Origin of the sequence: Pseudomonas sp. B6(2017), assembly GCF_002112765.1 — a bacterium.
In the GTDB taxonomy this organism is placed as follows: Bacteria; Pseudomonadota; Gammaproteobacteria; order Pseudomonadales; family Pseudomonadaceae; genus Aquipseudomonas; species Aquipseudomonas piscis.
In genome coordinates, this window is the sequence record NZ_NEIQ01000009.1 from 72,877 (window position 1) to 91,545 (window position 18,669).

Sequence of the window (18,669 nt, forward strand, 5' to 3'; positions counted from 1 at the left end):
ACCCCGGTCGGCACGTACTGGCCGAGGCATTTTTCCACTGCCGTGGGATGCAATGATGAGCAATCAGATTCCTGTACACGATGTAACCCCGCCTGCCAAAAACGCCAGCAAAAGCGTCGACCTCTACGCCTCCAGAGAAAAAATCTACACCCGTGCCTTCACCGGCCTGTTCCGCAACCTGCGCATGGTGGGCGGTGCTGGGCTGTTCCTGCTGTACTTCGGTACCGTCTGGCTCAACTGGGGCGGCCACCAGGCCGTCTGGTGGAACCTGCCGGAACGCAAGTTCTTCATCTTCGGCGCCACCTTCTGGCCCCAGGACTTCATCCTGCTGTCGGGCATGCTGATCATCGCCGCCTTCGGCCTGTTCTTCATCACCGTCTACGCCGGCCGCGTCTGGTGCGGCTACACCTGCCCGCAGAGCGTCTGGACCTGGATCTTCATGTGGTGCGAAAAGGTCACCGAAGGCGACCGCAACCAGCGGATCAAGCTGGACAAGGCGCCCATGGGTGCCAACAAATTCCTGCGCAAGTTCGCCAAGCACAGCCTGTGGCTGCTGATCGGTTTCGTCACCGGCATGACCTTCGTCGGCTACTTCTCGCCGATCCGTGAACTGGTCATCGACTTCTTCACCGGCCAGGCCGATGGCTGGTCTTATTTCTGGGTCGGATTCTTCACCCTGGCCACCTACGGCAACGCCGGCTGGCTGCGTGAGCAGGTGTGCATCTACATGTGCCCCTACGCCCGCTTCCAGAGCGTGATGTTCGACAAGGACACCCTGATCGTGTCCTACGACCCGCGCCGGGGCGAAGGTCGTGGCCCGCGCAAGAAAGGCGCCGACTACAAGGCCCAGGGCCTGGGTGACTGCATCGACTGCACCATGTGCGTCCAGGTCTGCCCGACCGGTATCGACATCCGCGACGGCCTGCAGATCGAGTGCATCGGTTGTGCCGCCTGCATCGATGCCTGCGACAGCATCATGGACAAGATGGACTATCCTCGCGGCCTCATCAGCTACACCACCGAACACAACCTTTCAGGCCAGAAAACCCATAAACTGCGTCCGCGCCTGATCGGCTACGCCCTGGTGCTCCTGGCCATGATCAGCCTGCTGGTCACCGCGTTCCTGATGCGCTCGCTGGTGGGCTTCGACGTCAGCAAGGACCGGGTGCTGTACCGCGAGAACGCCGAAGGCCGGATCGAGAACGTCTACAGCCTGAAGATCATGAACAAGGACCAGCGCGACCACACCTACGTCCTGGACGCCACTGGCCTGCCGGACCTCAAGCTGCAGAGCAAGCGCGAAATCCATGTGGTGGCTGGCGACATCGTCAGCATGCCCGCGGAGCTGTCGATCGCTCCGGAGCAACTGCCATCGACCACCAACGAGGTGAAGTTCATCCTCAAGGACATCGATGACGAAAGCGTCCAGGTCGAAGCCAAGAGCCGATTCATCGGCCCACAAATTCGTTAAGAGAAATGAGCATGCCTACAGCCGTCGCCACAAACCCTTGGTACAAGCACCTCTGGCCCTGGATCATCATCGGCATCCTTGCCTGCTCGGTAGCCCTGACCCTGTCCATGGTGACCATTGCGGTGAACAACCCGGACAACCTGGTCAACGACAACTACTACGAGGCCGGCAAAGGCATCAACCGCTCCCTGGACCGCGAGCTGCTGGCACAAACGCTGAAAATGCGCGCCAGCGTGCATCTCGACGACCTGACCGGCGAAGTCGAACTGCGCTTGAGCGGCGACAGCCAGCCCAAGAGCCTTGAGCTGAACCTGATCTCGCCGACCCAGCCAGAGAAAGATCGCAAGATCGTCCTGACCCGCAGCGAAACCGAACACGGTCGCTACATCGGCCAGGTGAACGACAAGGTCGAGGGCCGGCGCTTCGTCGAGCTGCTTGGGGTCGAGGGCGACAAGACCTGGCGCATGTTCGAGGAAGAACAGGTCAGCCACGACAAGGACCTGCTGTTGGGCGACGAACCGCTGCAAGGCGCCGAAGACCTGAACTGATCGACACCCGCCACACATCGCCGGCCTGCCGCCTCCCTGCCCCCAGGCAGGAGTCGACTGGCCGGCGATGAGTTTTTCCCAGAGCCAAAAGACTACCGATGACCACGCCACTGCCTTGCTACCACTGTGCCCTGCCGGTTCCTCCCGGCAGCCGGTTCACCGCCGTCGTGCTCGGCGAATCCAGGGAGTTCTGCTGCCCGGGTTGCCAGGCGGTCGCGGAGGCGATAGTTGCCGGTGGCCTGGAGCACTACTACAGCCACCGCAGTGAAGCATCCGCCAACCCCGAGGCCTTGCCGGTACAACTGGTGGACGAACTGGCGCTGTACGATCGCGCCGATGTGCAACAGCCCTTCGTCCGCCATGAGGGCGAACTGGCGCAGACCACCCTGCTCATGGAAGGCATCAGTTGCGCCGCCTGCGGCTGGTTGATCGAAAAGCACCTGCGCAGCCTGCCGGCAGTGGCCGAAGCCCGGCTCAACCTGTCCAATCATCGCCTGCACGTGAGCTGGGCCGACAGCGAGCTGCCCTTGAGCCAGTTGCTCGCGCAGCTGCGCCAGATCGGCTACGCCGCCCATCCCTACCAGCCGGACAAAGCCAGCGAGCAGCTGGCTGGCGAGAACCGCCTGGCTCTACGCCAACTGGGCGTGGCCGGCCTGCTGTGGTTCCAGGCAATGATGGCGACCATGGCCACCTGGCCGGAATTCAACATCGACCTGAGCCCGGAGCTGCACACCATCCTGCGCTGGGTCGCGCTGTTCCTCACCACTCCTATCGTCTTCTACAGCTGTGCGCCGTTCTTCAAGGGTGCGATGCGTGACCTGCGCACTCGCCACCTGACCATGGACGTCTCGGTTTCCCTGGCCATCGGCGGGGCCTACCTGGCGGGCATCTGGACCTCCATCAGCGGAGTCGGCGAGCTGTATTTCGACGCAGTGGGCATGTTCGCCCTGTTCCTCCTCGCCGGCCGCTACCTGGAGCGCCGGGCCCGGGAACGGACCGCGGCGGCCACTGCGCAACTGGTCAACCTGCTACCGGCCTCCTGCCTGCGCCTGGACGCAAACGGCCAGAGCGAACGCATCCTGCTCAGCGAATTGCGCCTGGGCGACCAAGTGCTGGTGCATCCCGGCGCGGTGTTGCCGGCAGACGGCAAGATCCTCGACGGCCAGTCGAGCGTCGACGAATCGCTGCTCACCGGCGAATACCTGCCACAACCCCGGGGCCTGGGCGATACCGTCACCGCCGGAACCTTGAACGTCGAGGGGGCATTGACCGTGGAGGTCCAGGCCCTGGGCCAGGACACTCGCCTGTCGGCCATCGTTCGCCTGCTGGACCGGGCCCAGGCCGAAAAGCCCCGCCTGGCCGAAGTGGCCGATCGCGCCGCCCAGTGGTTTCTGCTGCTGTCGCTGATAGCCGCAGCCGCCATCGGTTTGCTTTGGTGGCAACTGGACGCGCCACGGGCCTTCTGGATCGTCCTGGCGATGCTGGTCGCCACTTGCCCCTGCGCGCTGTCCCTGGCCACACCCACGGCCCTCACCGCCGCCACTGGCACCCTGCACAAGCTTGGCCTGCTGCTGACCCGTGGCCATGTCCTCGAAGGCCTGAACCAGATCGATACGGTGATCTTCGACAAGACCGGCACCCTGACCGAAGGCCGCCTGGCCCTGCGCGCCATCCGCCCGCTTGGCAGCCTGTCCGGCGATGCTTGCCTGAGCCTGGCCGCGGCCCTGGAAAACCGTTCCGAACATCCGATTGCCAGGGCGTTCGGCCGGGCACCGGTGGCCGCCGAGGATGTCACCAGCAGCCCGGGGCTGGGCCTGGAAGGATCGGTCCAGAGCCAGCGCCTGCGTATCGGCCAGCCAGCGTTCGTCTGCCAGCTCAGCGGTTGCGCGGTACCGCAAATGCCCGATGAAGCCGGCCAGTGGTTGCTGCTCGGCGATACCCAGGGTGCCCTCGCCTGGCTGGTGCTCGACGACCGCCTGCGCAGCGATGCCCCGGCCCTGCTGGCAGCCTGCAAGGCCCGTGACTGGCACACCTTGCTGCTGTCCGGGGACAGCTCGCCGATGGTCGCCAGCGTCGCCGCGCAATTGCAGATCGACGAAGCCCGCGGCGGCCTGCGCCCTGACGACAAGCTGCAAGTGTTGCAACAGTTGCACCAGCAGGGCCGCAAGGTGCTGATGCTCGGCGACGGGGTCAATGACGTGCCGGTGCTGGCCGCCGCCGACATCAGCGTGGCCATGGGCTCGGCCACCGACCTGGCCAAGACCAGCGCCGATGCGGTGCTGCTGTCCAATCGCCTGGAAGCCCTGGTACAGGCCTTCAGCCTGGCTCGCCGGACTCGCCGGGTGATCATCGAGAACCTGCTGTGGGCGGGGCTGTACAATGGCCTGATGCTGCCGTTCGCCGCCCTTGGCTGGATCACTCCGGTGTGGGCCGCGGTCGGCATGTCCATCAGTTCCCTGACCGTGGTGCTCAACGCCCTGCGCCTGACCCGCATGCCGCGGCTGGCCGACGGCGCCGAAGCCCCCGCAACCCGCCCGCTGCCGGCCTGAGCCGCCGGGCCTGGAGTCCAGATGCCAGCTCTTTACGTGATGATCCCGGCCGCCCTGCTGATCGTGGCCATCGCCATCTACATCTTCTTCTGGGCCGTCGACAGCGGCCAGTACGACGACCTCGACGGCCCGGCCCACAGCATCCTGTTCGACGACCAGGATCCAAGCCACACCGCCGCGGTGGATGCCGCCAAGGGCCAACCGGCCGCCGAGCAGGATCCAGCCAAGAAATCGGAACCGCCCCATGCTTGAGCTGGCCCCGCTGCTGGTTTCCGCAGTGATCCTCGGCCTCCTCGGCGGCGGCCACTGCCTGGGCATGTGCGGAGGCCTGATGGGCGCACTGACCCTGGCCATCCCCCAGGAACAACGTGGGCGGCGCCTGCGCCTGCTATTGGCCTACAACCTGGGGCGCATCCTCAGCTACTCCCTGGCCGGCCTGCTGCTGGGCCTGGCGGGCTGGGCGGTGGCCAACAGCCCCGTGGCCCTGTTCATGCGCACCCTGGCCGGCCTGCTGCTGATCGCCATGGGCCTGTACCTGGCCGGCTGGTGGAGCGGCCTGACCCGTATCGAGGCACTGGGCAAGGGTTTGTGGCGGCATATCCAGCCCCTGGCCAGTCGCCTGCTGCCGGTGTCTAGCCTGCCGCGGGCCCTGGTACTCGGCGCACTCTGGGGCTGGCTGCCCTGCGGCCTGGTATATAGCACCCTGCTGTGGTCGGCGAGCCAGGGCAATGCCCTGGACAGCGCTCTGCTGATGCTGGCCTTCGGCCTGGGCACCTGGCCGGTACTGCTGGCCACCGGCCTGGCGGCGGAACGGGTCACGGCCCTGCTGCGCCGTCGCAGCGTGCGCCTGGCTGGCGGCCTGCTGGTCATGCTGTTCGGCATCTGGACCCTGCCAGGTCCACACCAGCACTGGTTGATGGGCCACTGAAACCTTCGCGGAGCACTACCCCAGCCGCCTGGGAACACCCTTGATACAAATCAAGATGGCTTCAGCCCCTACCCCCTAGACTCGCGAGCATTGCCAGCCTATCCGGGGGAATTCCCGCATGCTCGACGCCATTCGTTGGGACACAGATCTGATCCGCCGCTACGACCTGGCGGGCCCACGCTACACCTCGTACCCGACCGCTGTGCAATTCAACAGCCAGGTCGGCGCCTTCGACCTGCTGCACGCACTGCGCGACAGCCGCAAGGCCCAGCGCCCGCTGTCGCTGTACGTGCACATCCCGTTCTGCGCCAACATCTGCTACTACTGCGCCTGCAACAAGGTCATCACCAAGGACCGTAGCCGCGCGCTGCCCTACCTGCAGCGGCTGGAGCAGGAGATGCAATTGATCGCCTGCCACCTGGCCCCGAACCAGCGGGTCGAGCAACTGCACTTCGGTGGCGGCACCCCGACCTTTCTCAACCATGACGAGTTGCGCCATCTGATGGCCTTGCTGCGCAAGCACTTCAACCTGCTCGACGATGATTCCGGCGACTACGGTATCGAGATCGACCCCAGGGAGGCCGATTGGTCGACCATGGGCCTGTTGCGGGAGCTGGGGTTCAACCGAGTCAGTATCGGCTTGCAGGACCTGGACCCGGCCGTGCAACGTGCGGTCAACCGCTTGCAGAGCCTGGAGGAAACCCGCGCGGTGATCGAGGCGGCCCGGACCCTGCAGTTCCGCTCCATCAACATCGACTTGATCTATGGCCTGCCCAAGCAGACGCCGGAGAACTTCGCCCGGACCGTGGACGAGGTCATCAGCCTGCAACCGGATCGGCTCTCGGTATTCAACTACGCTCACCTGCCCGAGCGCTTCATGCCACAGCGCCGGATCAACAGCAGCGAACTGCCGGCCCCCGCGGAAAAACTGCAGATGCTGCAACGCAGCATCGAACAACTGACCGCCGCCGGGTACCGCTACATCGGCATGGATCATTTCGCCCTGCCCGACGACGAGCTGGCCATTGCCCAGGAAGAGTCGACCCTGCAACGCAACTTCCAGGGCTATACCACCCACGGCCATTGCGACCTGATCGGCCTGGGGGTTTCGGCCATCAGCCAGATCGGCGACCTGTACTGCCAGAACAGCAGTGACCTGGCCCACTATCAAAATACTTTGGCGGGGGCACAACTAGCGACAAGTCGCGGCTTGGTTTGCAATGCCGATGACCGTCTGCGCCGTGAAATAATTCAACAACTGATATGCAACTTTAGTCTCAAGTTCGAAAACATCGAACAGGCATTCAATATCGACTTCCGCGGTTATTTCCATGAACTATGGGCAAACTTGCAGGAGATGGCAGACGATGGCCTGATCGAACTAAACGACCAAGGCATTACGGTATTGCCGGCAGGTCGCCTGCTGGTACGTTCGGTATGCATGGTGTTCGACGCTTACCTGGGCCAACAAAACCGCCAGCGGTTTTCCCGGGTAATTTAAGACGGGGACGAAAACTTGCCGGACATCGACACCAAAACATGATCGAAGCCCGGCTCGCTTTCGTAGCGTCACTAGGATTTCATCAGCAACGCAGCGGCCTTCATCACTTGCTCCGGGGTCAGGCTTTCCTGCCTCATCGCCTTGACCAGGGAGGCATTGGCAGACAGCAAGCCACTGTTCAGAGTCGCCAGGTCCGCTTGCAGGCCACCGACCTTGATCCTGGCTTCTTCGGGGCTCAAGCGCTTGTCGGCCATGACCGCCTGTAGCTCGGCCATCTTCTCTGAAATCTGTTGTTGCAATTTCCTGATCATCTTGAGGATTTGCTGAATGGTCTGGGGCAAGCCACTTTCCTCGATGTCGCTGTCGTCCCCGGCAGCCTTGGAGGATTTCTTCAGCCCAGCTCCGGACAGCGACACTTTGACGCCCTCCCCCGGTAACGGCTCGGCAACTAACGGAGAAACCCTTAGTTCTTCACCATCAACGCTTTTCGAGGACTCAGAAAACAGCTGCAAGTTATTGCTGCCATTAGTAATACCGCCAACGGACGACATAACCGCGCCTCTCCAAGTTGCTTTCGTTTACAGGCTATCGACCCATTAAAGGATTGCTTTACGACTGATCGTCAACACGGCACGGACTGGCCGGAACCTCCTCCCGTGAGTTACCCTTACGGCTTATGTGTGCTTTCCCACAAGGATTCTAGAATGTCCGAGCCAGTTAAACTGCGCGCTCATAACCAGGCCCATTGCAAGGACTGCAGCCTGGCCCCTCTCTGCCTGCCACTTTCTCTGAATCTGGAAGACATGGACGCGCTGGACGAAATCGTCAAACGTGGCCGCCCATTGAAAAAAGGCGAATTCCTGTTCCGTCAGGGTGATGGCTTCGACTCGGTCTATGCCGTCCGCTCGGGCGCCCTGAAAACCTTCAGCCTCAGCGACAGCGGCGAAGAACAGATCACCGGCTTCCACCTCCCCAGCGAGCTGGTGGGGTTGTCCGGCATGGATACCGAGAGCCATCCGGTTTCGGCACAGGCCCTGGAAACCACCTCGGTCTGCGAGATCCCCTTCGAGCGCCTGGATGAGCTGGCATTGCAGCTGCCCCAGCTGCGTCGCCAGTTGATGCGGGTCATGAGCCGCGAGATCCGCGATGACCAACAGATGATGCTGCTGTTGTCGAAAAAGACCGCTGACGAACGCATCGCCACCTTCCTGGTGAACCTGTCGGCGCGCTTCCGTGCCAGGGGTTTTTCCGCCAACCAGTTCCGCCTGAGCATGTCGCGCAACGAAATCGGCAACTACCTGGGCCTGGCCGTGGAAACCGTGTCCCGAGTGTTCACCCGCTTCCAGCAGAACGAACTGATTGCCGCCGAAGGCAAGGAAGTCCACATCCTCGATCCGATCCAGCTCTGCGCCCTGGCCGGCGGCTCGGTGGACGCCTGATCCACAGGCGCTGCGACTGAGCCAAGCGGCTCGGTCGCGGGTATACTGGCGCGGCTTATTTCGCCCGCCAGGACACCTGCAGATGGCCTTCGACTCCTTCGACATCAAATCCCTGATCCGCCCCGTCATCGACTTCCCGAAGCCGGGCGTGATCTTCCGCGACATCACCCCCCTGTTCCAGTCTCCACGGGCCCTGCGCCTGGTGGCCGACAGTTTCGCCCAGCGCTATGTCGAAGAAGACTTCAGCCATATCGGCGCCATGGATGCCCGGGGCTTCCTGATCGGTTCGATCATCGCCTACCAGCTGAACAAGCCGCTGATCCTGTTTCGCAAACAAGGCAAACTGCCTGCGGATGTATTGGCCGAGGGCTACCAGACCGAATACGGCGAAGCCTTCCTCGAAGTCCATGCCGATAGCCTGTGCGAGGGTGACTCGGTGCTGATGTTCGATGACCTGATCGCCACCGGCGGCACGCTGATCGCCGCTGCCAACCTGGTACGACGCATGGGCGCGAAGATCCATGAAGCTGCAGCCATCATCGACCTGCCAGAACTTGGCGGATCGCAAAAGCTCCAGGACATGGGCATCCCGACCTTCTGCCTGACCCAGTTCTCCCTGACCGAACGCTGATCCCGGCATGCCGCCCCCCGGGGGCGGCGCCTCATACCAGCAGCCACACCAAGCACCGGGCCCACCGGCGGGCCGTCTGGGCATAGTCCGATAGCGGTTGCCGCAGCCATCTACCGGTTCGACGCCCGCCAGGGCCATTGAACCGGCGCAGTCGCTGACGCTGTTCATCAGTGACGAAGACCGTGGCCCGCTGGTGATTCCCGAACCTGGCTAGAGCCCCATCTGCTTGCTGATGATTTCGTTCATCACCTCGCGGGTGCCACCGCCGATGGACAGGATGCGATTGTCGCGATACAGGCGCTCCACCAGGCTCTCGCGCATGTAACCCATGCCACCGAGGATCTGCACGGCATCGTAGGTGACGCGATCGGCAGTGTCGGTGGCGAAGTTCTTGGCCATGGAGATTTCCTTGATCACGCTCTTGCCGGCGGCCATCTTGGCCGCCTGGCGGTAGGTGAACTCCCGGGATACCTCCACGGCCGTGGCCATTTCCGCCAGGCGATGCTTGATCACCTGGAACTTGGCCACTGGCTTGCCGAACGCCTCGCGCTCGCGTGCCCACTTCAGGCTCTCTTCCACAGCCATCTGCGCAGTCATGTTGGCCATCAACGCCAGGGCCAGGCGTTCGCTCTGGAAATTGCCCATGATGCAGGCGAACCCCATGTTCTCGACACCGATCAGGTTGCACACCGGGACCCGGCAGTCCTCGAAGAACAGCTCGGCGGTATCAGACGCCCACCATCCCATCTTCTTCAACTGCCGGCCCACGGTGAAGCCAGGCGTGCCCTTCTCGATCAACAGCAGGCTGATACCGCCATAACCCGGCTCACCGGTACGCACGGCCACGGTGTAGAAGTCGGCGCGCACGCCACTGGTAATGAAAGTCTTGCTGCCGCTGACGCGATAATGATCGCCGTCGCGCACTGCGCGGGTCTGCAGGTTGGCCACGTCGGAACCGCCACCGGGTTCGGTTACCGCCAGGGCGCAAATCTTCTCCCCGGACAGCACCAGGGGCGCCACACGCTCGCGAACCTCGGGACGCGCCCACTTGACGATGGGCGGCAAGCCGATATCCAGCGACCCCAATCCCGCCACCAGCCCACCGGAACCGCTGCGCATCAACTCTTCGCTGGCGGCGACCTTGGCGAACAGATCGCCTTCATGGCTGCCCCCCAGGACCTGCGGATAACCGATACCGAGAATGCCGGCCGCGCCGGCCTTGAGATACAACTCACGGGGAAAGCTCTCGGCCTCCTCCCACTGTTCGATGTCGGGGAGGATCTCGCGCTCGACGAAACGTCGCACGCTGTCACGGATCAGTTGGTGGCTGGGATCGAAGTATTCCTGGCAGGCAGACATCGGCAAGCTCCTCTGAAGGGTCGGATGAACTTACCAAGCGCTTGCTTGGTTTTCAAGAGAGCGCAAGCAACCGTCCGCCGGCGGGCCGGCAGACGGATCGGGTTACAGGGTGATGGGCTTGCGTCCGGCGAAGGAGTGGGCCAGGGTGCCGCCGTCCACCAGTTCCAGCTCGCCCCCCAGGGGCACGCCGTGGGCGATCCGCGAAGCGATCAGGCCCTTGTCGGTCAACAGCTGGGCGATGTAATGGGCGGTGGCTTCGCCTTCCACCGTGGGGTTGGTGGCCAGGATGACCTCGCTAAAGGTGCCCTGCTCTTCGATCCGCGCCAGCAATTGCGGAATGCCGATGGCTTCCGGACCCAGGCCATCCAGGGGCGAGAGATGCCCCTTGAGCACGAAATAGCGACCGCGATAGCCGGTCTGCTCCACCGCGTAGACATCCATCGGCCCCTCGACCACACACAGCAGGCTGTCGTCGCGTCGCGGATCGGCGCACTGCGGGCAGAGCTCGTCTTCGGTCAGGGTCCGGCACTGGCGGCAATGCCCCACCCCATCCATGGCCTGGCTCAGGGCCTGGGCCAGGCGCAAGCCGCCGCTGCGATCACGCTCGAGCAGTTGCAGGGCCATGCGCTGGGCAGTTTTCTGCCCCACCCCGGGCAAGGTGCGCAAGGCATCGATCAGTTGGCGAATCAGGGGGCTGAAGCTCATGGGCAAAGGTCCGACAAAACGACGAGACGCGGTTTATACCCGCGCCCCGGGATAGCGTCAAATGCTGCCGTCGGTGGCGACCTTGACCACCAGCTTGCCGAAGTTGCGCCCTTCCAGCAGGCCGATGAACGCTTGCGGCGCCTGCTCCAGGCCTTCGACCACATCCTCCTTGAACTTGACCTTGCCCTCGCGCACCCAAGGCGCCATGGCCTTGATGAACTCCGGTTGGCGATCACCGTAGTCGTCGAACACGATGAACCCCTGGATGCGTACCCGCTTGGTCAGCAGGCTGCGTTGCAGCAGCGGCAGGCGATCCGGCCCCGCCGGCAACTCCCGGGCGTTGTACTGGGCAATCAGGCCACACAAGGGGATGCGTGCCTTGTCATTGAGCAACGGCAGCACCGCATCGAACACCTTGCCGCCGACGTTCTCGAAATAGATATCCACGCCCTTGAAGCACGCCTGGGCCAGCTCGTCGGCGAATTCCGGGCTCTGGTGATCGATGCAGGCATCGAATCCCAGTTCCTCCACCACGTAGCGGCATTTGTCGGCCCCACCGGCGACTCCCACCACCCGCAACCCCTTGAGCTTGGCCACCTGCCCCACCACCGAGCCCACCGCCCCGGATGCCGCAGCCACCACCAGGGTCTCCCCGGCCTTGGGCTGGCCGATGTCCATCAACCCCATGTAGGCGGTCATGCCGGGCATGCCCAGCACTCCCAGGGCCATGGACGGGCTGGGCAAGCCCGCCGGTACTGGCACCAGGTTGCGCCCATCGCTGATGCAGTGACTCTGCCAGCCGGTGGCGCCCACCACCAGGTCGCCTTCCTGGAACTTGGGATTCAGCGAACGCTCGACCCGGCTCACGGCACCACCGGTCATGACTTCGTCGATCTCCACCGGTGCCGCGTAAGATGGCGCATCGCTCATGCGGCCACGCATATAGGGGTCCAGGGACAGGTACAGGGTCTTGAGCAGCACCTGGCCGTCCGCCAGCTCCGGCAGCGCCACCCGCTCCAGGCGAAAGTTCTCCGGAACCGGCGCGCCCTGGGGGCGCGACACCAGTACCACACGCTGATTGAGGGTCATTGTTTGCGGCATCACAGACACTCCGTTATCGATGAATGGACAAGACTGTATAGGGTGCAGACCATGGCCTGGCACCGGTGTTCGATGTTTCTGCCCCTGGCCGCAGTGGCGCACGGGGCGCTAGGGCCCCGCCGGGCCAATCGACGGGCAAAAAAATGCCAGGCTCCGGGCCTGGCATTGTTCGTTGCAATCCGATACGCCGCAGCGAATCAGAAAGGCAGCTTCATGCCCGGAGGCAGCTGCATGCCGGCGGTCATGCCGGACATCTTTTCCTGGCTGTTGGCTTCGATCTTGCGCACGGCGTCGTTCACCGCTGCAGCGAACAAGTCTTCCAGCACTTCGCGGTCGTCGTCGCTGACGCCTTCCAGCAGGCTCGGGTCGATGCTCACGCGCTTGATGTCATGACGGCCGGTCATGACCACGCTGACCATGTCGCCACCGGCCTTGCCAGTGACTTCGGCGTTGGCCAGTTCTTCCTGCATCTTGGCCATCTTTTCCTGCATCTGCTGCGCCTGCTTCATCAGGCCGGCCATGCCACCTTTCATCATGGTAATTACCTCAAAGTATGGTGATGAGAACGGCGCCCGGCCCTTGGCCGGCGCCCTTTAAGTTAAATGCTCAACCCTGCGCGGCCGGGGCCTCGACAGGTTCAATGGTATCGTGGCGCACCACCGCACCGAACTCCTGGACCATCCGCTGGATGAACGGATCGCCATGAATCGATTCCTCCGCCTCGCGCTGACGGTCGGCGCGACGCCGGGAGGCGGCCTGGGCCGGGGTTTCCTGCTCGGGCTTGATCAGTTCGATGTTCAGCGTCAGCGTACGCCCGTGGTACTGGTTCAGTGCCTCGTTGAGGCGGCGCTGCTGGGTGGCGTTGAACAGCGCGCTATGGGCCGGGTCCAGGTGCAGCAGCCACTGGTCACCGTCCACCGCGATCAGGGTGCAGTTGGCGGCAATACTGCCAGTCATCCCGGAAATAGGCAGCTTCGGAAACAGTTCCAGCCACTCCAGGGCCAGGCCGGTGGCCGGCATGGCGGCCGGCTCCGGCTCGGGTTCCGGTGCTGGCTCGGCGGTGTGCTCGCTGGCCAGTTCATCGAGGTAGCTGTAGGCCGAATCCATGTCCGGCTCGATGTAGTCCTCGTCCAGCGGTGGCTCGTCGTCCAGGTCGATCCCCGGGGTCGCGGCATCCACCTCGGCCACGCTCGGCTCGGGCATCGGCGCACTGGCCCACTCCGGGACGTCCGGCACCACGCTGTCCGGCACCGGGGTCAGGACGGCTGGCAGCTCCGGTGGTTCGGCGATGACATCCAGCATCGGCTCCACGGCCGGCTGTTGCTCCAGCGGCGGCTCCACCGGGTCGTTCCACGGCAGGTCGACCACCTCTTCGGCCTGTACCGGCTCAGGTTCAGGCTCGGCTTCGACCGGGGCCGGGGTCGGCTCAGGTGCTGGCGCAGGTATTGGCGTTGGCGCAGCGGCCGGATCGGCTACCGGCTGCGCAGCAGGAGAGGCGGCAGGGGCCGAAGCGAGCGGCACACTGGCCACAGGCGCGGCAACGGACTCGACCGCTGCTGGCGCCGCCACGGCTTGGGCGGAATCAACTGTGGCCTGGCTGATCCCCACTGGCTTTAGCGGTTGTCTCGGTGCATCCGCGGTATCCGCCGGCCGGAAGGCCAGCATCCGCAGCAGGACCATTTCGAAACCGCCACGCGGGTCCGGCGCCAGGGGCAGGTCGCGCCGGCCAATCAGGCCCATCTGGTAATAGAACTGTACGTCTTCGGCCGGCAGGGCCTGGGCCAGGGCCAGCACGCGCTCGCGATCGCCGTGGCCGTTGTCGACGCCCTCGGGCAGCGCCTGGGCGATGGCCACCCGGTGCAGCACGTTGAGGATCTCCGAGAGCACGCCGTTCCAGTCCGGCCCCTGCTCCGCCAAGTGGCGTACCGCCTCCAGCAGAGCCTTGGCATCGCCCTCGATCAGCCCATGGAGCACATCGTAGACCTGGCCGTGATCGAGGGTGCCGAGCATCGCTCGCACATCGGCGGCCATGACCTTGCCCTCGCCAAAGGCGATGGCCTGGTCGGTGAGGCTCATGGCGTCGCGCATCGAACCATCGGCGGCGCGGCCCAGCAGCCACAGGGCGTCGTCCTCGAACGGCACGTTCTCCACACCCAGCACATGGCTCAAGTGCTCGACCACCCGCTCGGGGGTCATGTTTTTCAGGGAGAACTGCAGGCAGCGGGACAGGATGGTCGCCGGCAGTTTCTGCGGATCGGTGGTCGCCAGGATGAACTTGACGTAGGGCGGCGGCTCCTCGAGGGTCTTGAGCAGAGCGTTGAACGAGTGGCTGGAGAGCATGTGCACTTCGTCGATCAGGTAGACCTTGAAGCGCCCGCGGCTCGGGGCGTACTGCACGTTGTCCAGCAGTTCGCGGGTGTCCTCGACCTTGGTCCGGCTCGCGGCGTCGATCTCGATCAGGTCGACGAAGCGCCCTTCGTCGATCTCGGTGCACACCGAACAGGTGCCGCACGGGGTGGAAGTGATACCCGTTTCACAATTCAGGCATTTGGCAATGATCCGCGCGATGGTGGTCTTGCCCACCCCGCGGGTGCCGGTAAACAGATAGGCATGGTGCAGCCGCTGGCTGTCCAAGGCATTGATCAGAGCCTTGAGCACATGGGTCTGGCCGACCATTTCGCGGAACGAGCGCGGACGCCATTTACGTGCAAGAACCTGATAACTCATCGAAAACCGTCGCAACTGGAAAGCGGAAGCCGGTAATGCTAGCGGAGCAAGGGCGAAATTGCATCCGGCGCGCTCGTCTAATCTGTCTAAGCTGCCTTTTGCCAAGGATTGCCCGCTCGCCGATACCCGGAGACTCTATGCGCTGGACCCCAGGCGCCCTGCTTCTGCTCTGCGGCAGCCTGCATGCCACGGAGCCACCCCTGCGCTTCGCCGTCGCCGACAGCTGGGCCATGCCGACCGTCGCGCTGGAGGACGGTCGCCCCAGCGGCGGCATTCTCTACGACACCATGGACAGCCTGGCCAGGCATCTGGGCCTGCGTGCCGAATTCCATGTCCTGGCCCGGGCCCGGATACAGAAGGCCATGGCCCAGGGCGAAGTCGACGTGCGCTGCTACGCCGCCCCTGCCTGGCTGCCGGACCCGTCCGCCGACTACCTGTGGAGCGCCCCGCTGTTCCGCCAGCGCAACTTGCTGGTGAGCACCAGCCCGATACCCGCCGTCGTCAAGCTCGGCGACCTGCCGCGCCAGCACATCGGCACCGTCCTTAGCTATACCTATGCCCCCTTGCAGCCACTGTTCGACGCCAACCTGCTGATTCGCGATGACGCGCGCAACGAGCAGCAGGTACTGCAGAAGCTGGTGGTGGGCCGCTACCGCTACGCCATCGCCAGCCAGTGGACCCTGGACTGGTTCAACAAGACCCAGGCCAGCGACAACCCGCTGCATGGGGTCGCCCTGGTGCAGGACCAGGCCGTGGGTTGTTATGTGCGCAATGATCCGGTCGTACCGGGCGAAGAGATCCTGGGTACCCTGCGGCAAATGAAGGAATCCGGCGAAATCGATGCCATCGTCCAGCGCTACGTCGACTCCAACCCGCCCGCGCAAGCCTCGGCCACGCCCTGAGAACCGACGCGCCAGGCTGGCGGCGGCAGATAGCGACGGGCCCACTCCAGCACGGCGCCCGCCGGCATCGGCGCGGCGATGAAGTCGCCCATGGCCACCTCGCAGCCCAGGGCCATCAGGCGCTCGCCATGGGCCAGGCTTTCCAGGCCCTCGGCCACCACCTGGCGGCCAAACGCCTGGGCCAACCCCACCAGGGCCTGGACCAGCGCCTGGTCGTCCTGGTCGTGGAGCATGTCGCGCACGAACAAGCGGTCGATCTTGATGGTCTGGGTCCGCAGGTGCTTGAGATAGCTCAGGGACGAATGCCCGGTGCCGAAGTCGCCCAGGGAGAACTGCACGCCAAAACCCTGGCAGGCATCCAGGCAATCGCTGACCTTGCGGATGTTATCGATGGCCACCGACTCGACGATTTCCAGGTCCAGCAAGGCTGGAGAAACGTCCGGATAACGATCGAGCATGCCCTTGAGCCGCTCGACGAAATCCGCCCGCTGGAAATGCCGGGCGGCGACATTCAGGCTGACCGGCCACTGCTGCCCGGCGGCCTGCCAGGATTGCAACTGGTCCATCACGCCATCCATGACCCATTCGCCGATATCGACGATCAAGTCGGTCTCTTCCACCTGGGGCAGGAACTCGTGGGCCGCCAGCAATCCGCGCTGCGGATGCTGCCAGCGCAACATGGCCTCCAGGCCCACCACGGTCCCGCTGCGCATGTTCACCTTGGGCTGGAAGAACAACCGCAACTGCCCGCCATCCAGGGCCTGGCGCACCTGTTCGACAGTCTGGTAGGTGACCATCACCTCGCGATCGCGCAATACATCGAACAGGTGGAAGCGGTTGCGGCCGCTCTGCTTGGCCACGTACATGGCCTGATCGGCATGGCGCAGCAGGGTGTCGGCATCCTGGTTGTCGGCAGGAAACAGGGTCACGCCGATACTGGCGAAGACATTGATGTCCTTGCCCTGGATCGAATAAGGCTGGGAAATGGTGGCCAGCACCCGTTGCAGCGCGGCGCGCAACTCCAGCATGTCGCGCACGTAACGCAGGATCAGCACGAACTCGTCGCCCCCCAGGCGCGCCACCACGTCTTCGCCACGAATGATCGAGCGCAGCCGCGCGGCCACTTCCACCAGCAGCAGGTCGCCACAGGCATGGCCATAACCGTCGTTGACCGCCTTGAAGCCATCAAGGTCGAGCATGCATACCGCCAGGGGAATTTCTTCCTGGCGGGAGAACTCCAGGGCCTGGTGCAGTCGGTCGGAGAGGAACGCGCGATTGGGCAGCCCAGTGAGCACGTCATGCCCGACCCGCCATTGCAGTGAATGCAGGAGCTGGCGTTTTTCGCTGACATCGAAACGAATCGAGACATAGCGCACCACGCGCCCCGAACGCGGGTCCACCAGCGGCACCATGGTGCTATCGACCCAGTACAGGCTACCGTCCTTGGCGCGGTTGCAGATCTCGCCCTTCCATACCTGGCCCCGGGTGATGGTGCTCCACAGCCCGGCGAAGAACTCCGGAGCATGGAGTCCGGAGCTGAGCATGCTGTGGTCGGCGCCGATCAGCTCTTCGCGGCTGTAGCCCGAGACCTGGCAGAACAGGTCGTTGACATAGGTGATGCGTCCGGCCAGGTCGGTTTCGGAAAAAATGGCGGCGGCATCGACGGCCCTGCGGTATTTCTCATCCATGAGTCGAACTCACTGTCGCTAGCGGTTGAACCGCTCGACCAGGGCATGCAGCCCGGAAGAGATGTTTTCCAGCTCGGCGCCACGCAGCACCCCGGCGCTGGCGTTCTCGGCAGTGCGCTGCACCGTGGCGGCGACACTGTTGATCTGTTCCGACACCGATTCGGCTACATGGGACTGCTCCTGCGAAGCGGCGGCCATCTGCTGGCTCATGTCGGTGATGCGCTCGACCGCGGCGCCGATGCCTTGCAAGGCCTGCTGCGCCTGCAATACCTGCTGCACCCCCTGCTCGGCCTCCTCGATCCCCAGGCTGGCGATCTGCACCGCTTCGTCGGCCCCGGCCCGCAGGCTGTGGATGATGCCCTGGATCTGCTCGGTGGATTCCCGGGTCTTGCCGGCCAGGGCCCGCACCTCGTCGGCCACCACGGCGAACCCGCGTCCTTGTTCGCCGGCCCTCGCGGCCTCGATCGCCGCATTCAGGGCCAGCAGGTTGGTCTGGTCGGCGATCGCCTGGATCATGCTCGCCGCCACCATGATGTCCTGGGTCTGCCCGGCCAGGTCCCCAACCGCTTGGTTGATCTGGGTGACCGTGCGCGCCAGCACCTGGATAGCGTCACGGGAAGTGCCTGCCACCTCGCTGCCCTGCTGTGCCAGCAGGTTGGCGGTATGGGCTTGGCTGGCGGTGTGTTGCACATGCTCGGCGACTTCGGTGATCGAAGCGGCCATCTGGGTCATAGCAGCGGCGGTCATGTCGGTTTCCGCTCGCTGCTCCAGAAGAGCGGTCTCGGTGCGGCTGGACAACTGGCTGGAATCGGCCGCCGCTTCCGCCATCTGCCGGGCCAGGTCGCTGAGGCGGGTCAAGGCGGTTTTCAACCGTGCCTCCTCGCTCACCAGGATCATCTGCAGCTGCGCCGCCGGACCAAGGGATTCGCTATAGGCCAGGGCGCAGATCGGATCGGCGAAGGTGTTCGGCGTGCTGCTGACGATCTCCTTGAGTTGTCGTCCCAAGCGACGCTGGGCCAACAGACCGACGCCGAGGAAGCCGGCCAGCGTCAGGCCCTGGGCCGCCAGGGTCGGCAACCAATTGAATGCCGCGAGGCAGGCCGTGGCTACGGCCATGGGC

General features: G+C 64.2%; 17 protein-coding genes. 9 read left to right on the forward strand and 8 right to left on the reverse strand.

Annotation, left to right across the window (positions count from 1 at the left end; translation table 11 throughout):
• Positions 1-55 precede the first annotated feature (55 nt).
• From ccoG to hemN, 6 genes are all read left to right on the forward strand, one after another.
• Positions 56-1,471, forward strand: coding sequence for a cytochrome c oxidase accessory protein CcoG (ccoG, locus tag CAG11_RS16640; protein ID WP_022643324.1), 1,416 nt, complete (start codon positions 56-58; stop codon positions 1,469-1,471).
• A gap of 11 nt (positions 1,472-1,482) precedes the next feature.
• Positions 1,483-2,019, forward strand: coding sequence for a FixH family protein (locus CAG11_RS16645; RefSeq protein WP_031321311.1), 537 nt, complete (start codon positions 1,483-1,485; stop codon positions 2,017-2,019).
• Positions 2,020-2,117: 98 nt separating this feature from the next.
• Complete coding sequence (locus CAG11_RS16650) at positions 2,118-4,568, forward strand: heavy metal translocating P-type ATPase (RefSeq protein WP_085597114.1); 2,451 nt, start codon at positions 2,118-2,120, stop codon at positions 4,566-4,568.
• A 21-nt stretch (positions 4,569-4,589) separates the two neighbouring features.
• A complete protein-coding gene (ccoS, locus tag CAG11_RS16655; protein WP_031321309.1) occupies positions 4,590-4,820 on the forward strand; it encodes a cbb3-type cytochrome oxidase assembly protein CcoS in 231 nt (76 codons plus the stop codon).
• Positions 4,813-5,496 (forward strand): sulfite exporter TauE/SafE family protein, encoded by a 684-nt coding sequence (locus CAG11_RS16660; protein ID WP_085597115.1) that lies wholly within the window; start codon positions 4,813-4,815, stop codon positions 5,494-5,496. The genes ccoS and CAG11_RS16660 overlap by 8 nt, the downstream gene beginning before the upstream one ends.
• A 118-nt stretch (positions 5,497-5,614) precedes the next feature.
• A complete protein-coding gene (gene hemN / locus CAG11_RS16665) occupies positions 5,615-6,997 on the forward strand; it encodes an oxygen-independent coproporphyrinogen III oxidase (RefSeq protein ID WP_085597116.1) in 1,383 nt (460 codons plus the stop codon).
• A 71-nt stretch (positions 6,998-7,068) separates the two neighbouring features.
• Here the strand turns inward: hemN and CAG11_RS16670 are convergent, their stop codons facing one another.
• Positions 7,069-7,548: a hypothetical protein gene (locus tag CAG11_RS16670; RefSeq protein ID WP_085597117.1), complete on the reverse strand. Its 480-nt coding sequence runs from the start codon at positions 7,546-7,548 to the stop codon at positions 7,069-7,071.
• Positions 7,549-7,701: 153 nt separating this feature from the next.
• On the opposite strand from CAG11_RS16670, the gene fnr reads away from it, so the two are divergent.
• The gene (gene fnr, locus CAG11_RS16675) at positions 7,702-8,436 is read left to right on the forward strand and encodes a fumarate/nitrate reduction transcriptional regulator Fnr (RefSeq protein WP_022643317.1); all 735 of its coding nucleotides are present in this window, start codon (positions 7,702-7,704) and stop codon (positions 8,434-8,436) included.
• An 82-nt stretch (positions 8,437-8,518) separates the two neighbouring features.
• A complete protein-coding gene (locus tag CAG11_RS16680; protein WP_022643316.1) occupies positions 8,519-9,067 on the forward strand; it encodes an adenine phosphoribosyltransferase in 549 nt (182 codons plus the stop codon).
• A 210-nt stretch (positions 9,068-9,277) separates the two neighbouring features.
• On the opposite strand, the gene CAG11_RS16685 is transcribed toward CAG11_RS16680, so the two are convergent.
• From CAG11_RS16685 to dnaX, 5 genes are all read right to left on the reverse strand, one after another.
• A complete protein-coding gene (locus CAG11_RS16685) occupies positions 9,278-10,426 on the reverse strand; it encodes an acyl-CoA dehydrogenase family protein (protein ID WP_085597118.1) in 1,149 nt (382 codons plus the stop codon).
• A 102-nt stretch (positions 10,427-10,528) separates the two neighbouring features.
• Positions 10,529-11,131 carry a recombination mediator RecR gene (gene recR, locus CAG11_RS16690; protein WP_022643314.1) on the reverse strand — a complete coding sequence of 201 codons (603 nt, stop codon included), beginning with the start codon at positions 11,129-11,131 and terminating at the stop codon, positions 10,529-10,531.
• A gap of 57 nt (positions 11,132-11,188) precedes the next feature.
• A complete protein-coding gene (locus CAG11_RS16695) occupies positions 11,189-12,232 on the reverse strand; it encodes an NADP-dependent oxidoreductase (protein ID WP_085597119.1) in 1,044 nt (347 codons plus the stop codon).
• A 197-nt stretch (positions 12,233-12,429) separates the two neighbouring features.
• The gene (locus CAG11_RS16700) at positions 12,430-12,768 is read right to left on the reverse strand and encodes a YbaB/EbfC family nucleoid-associated protein (RefSeq protein WP_031321305.1); all 339 of its coding nucleotides are present in this window, start codon (positions 12,766-12,768) and stop codon (positions 12,430-12,432) included.
• Between the two features lie 70 nt (positions 12,769-12,838).
• A complete protein-coding gene (gene dnaX, locus CAG11_RS16705; RefSeq protein WP_085597120.1) occupies positions 12,839-14,959 on the reverse strand; it encodes a DNA polymerase III subunit gamma/tau in 2,121 nt (706 codons plus the stop codon).
• A gap of 137 nt (positions 14,960-15,096) precedes the next feature.
• Here dnaX and CAG11_RS16710 point away from each other — a divergent pair, with 137 nt between their 5' ends.
• Positions 15,097-15,861 (forward strand): ABC transporter substrate-binding protein, encoded by a 765-nt coding sequence (locus tag CAG11_RS16710; RefSeq protein ID WP_085597121.1) that lies wholly within the window; start codon positions 15,097-15,099, stop codon positions 15,859-15,861.
• Here the strand turns inward: CAG11_RS16710 and CAG11_RS16715 are convergent.
• Both CAG11_RS16715 and CAG11_RS16720 read right to left on the reverse strand, forming a co-directional pair.
• Complete coding sequence (locus CAG11_RS16715) at positions 15,816-17,549, reverse strand: bifunctional diguanylate cyclase/phosphodiesterase (RefSeq protein ID WP_085597122.1); 1,734 nt, start codon at positions 17,547-17,549, stop codon at positions 15,816-15,818. The two genes, CAG11_RS16710 and CAG11_RS16715, sit on opposite strands and share 46 nt — an antisense overlap.
• Positions 17,550-17,567: 18 nt before the next feature.
• A complete protein-coding gene (locus CAG11_RS16720; protein WP_371857878.1) occupies positions 17,568-18,665 on the reverse strand; it encodes a methyl-accepting chemotaxis protein in 1,098 nt (365 codons plus the stop codon).
• Between the last annotated feature and the right edge of the window lie 4 nt (positions 18,666-18,669).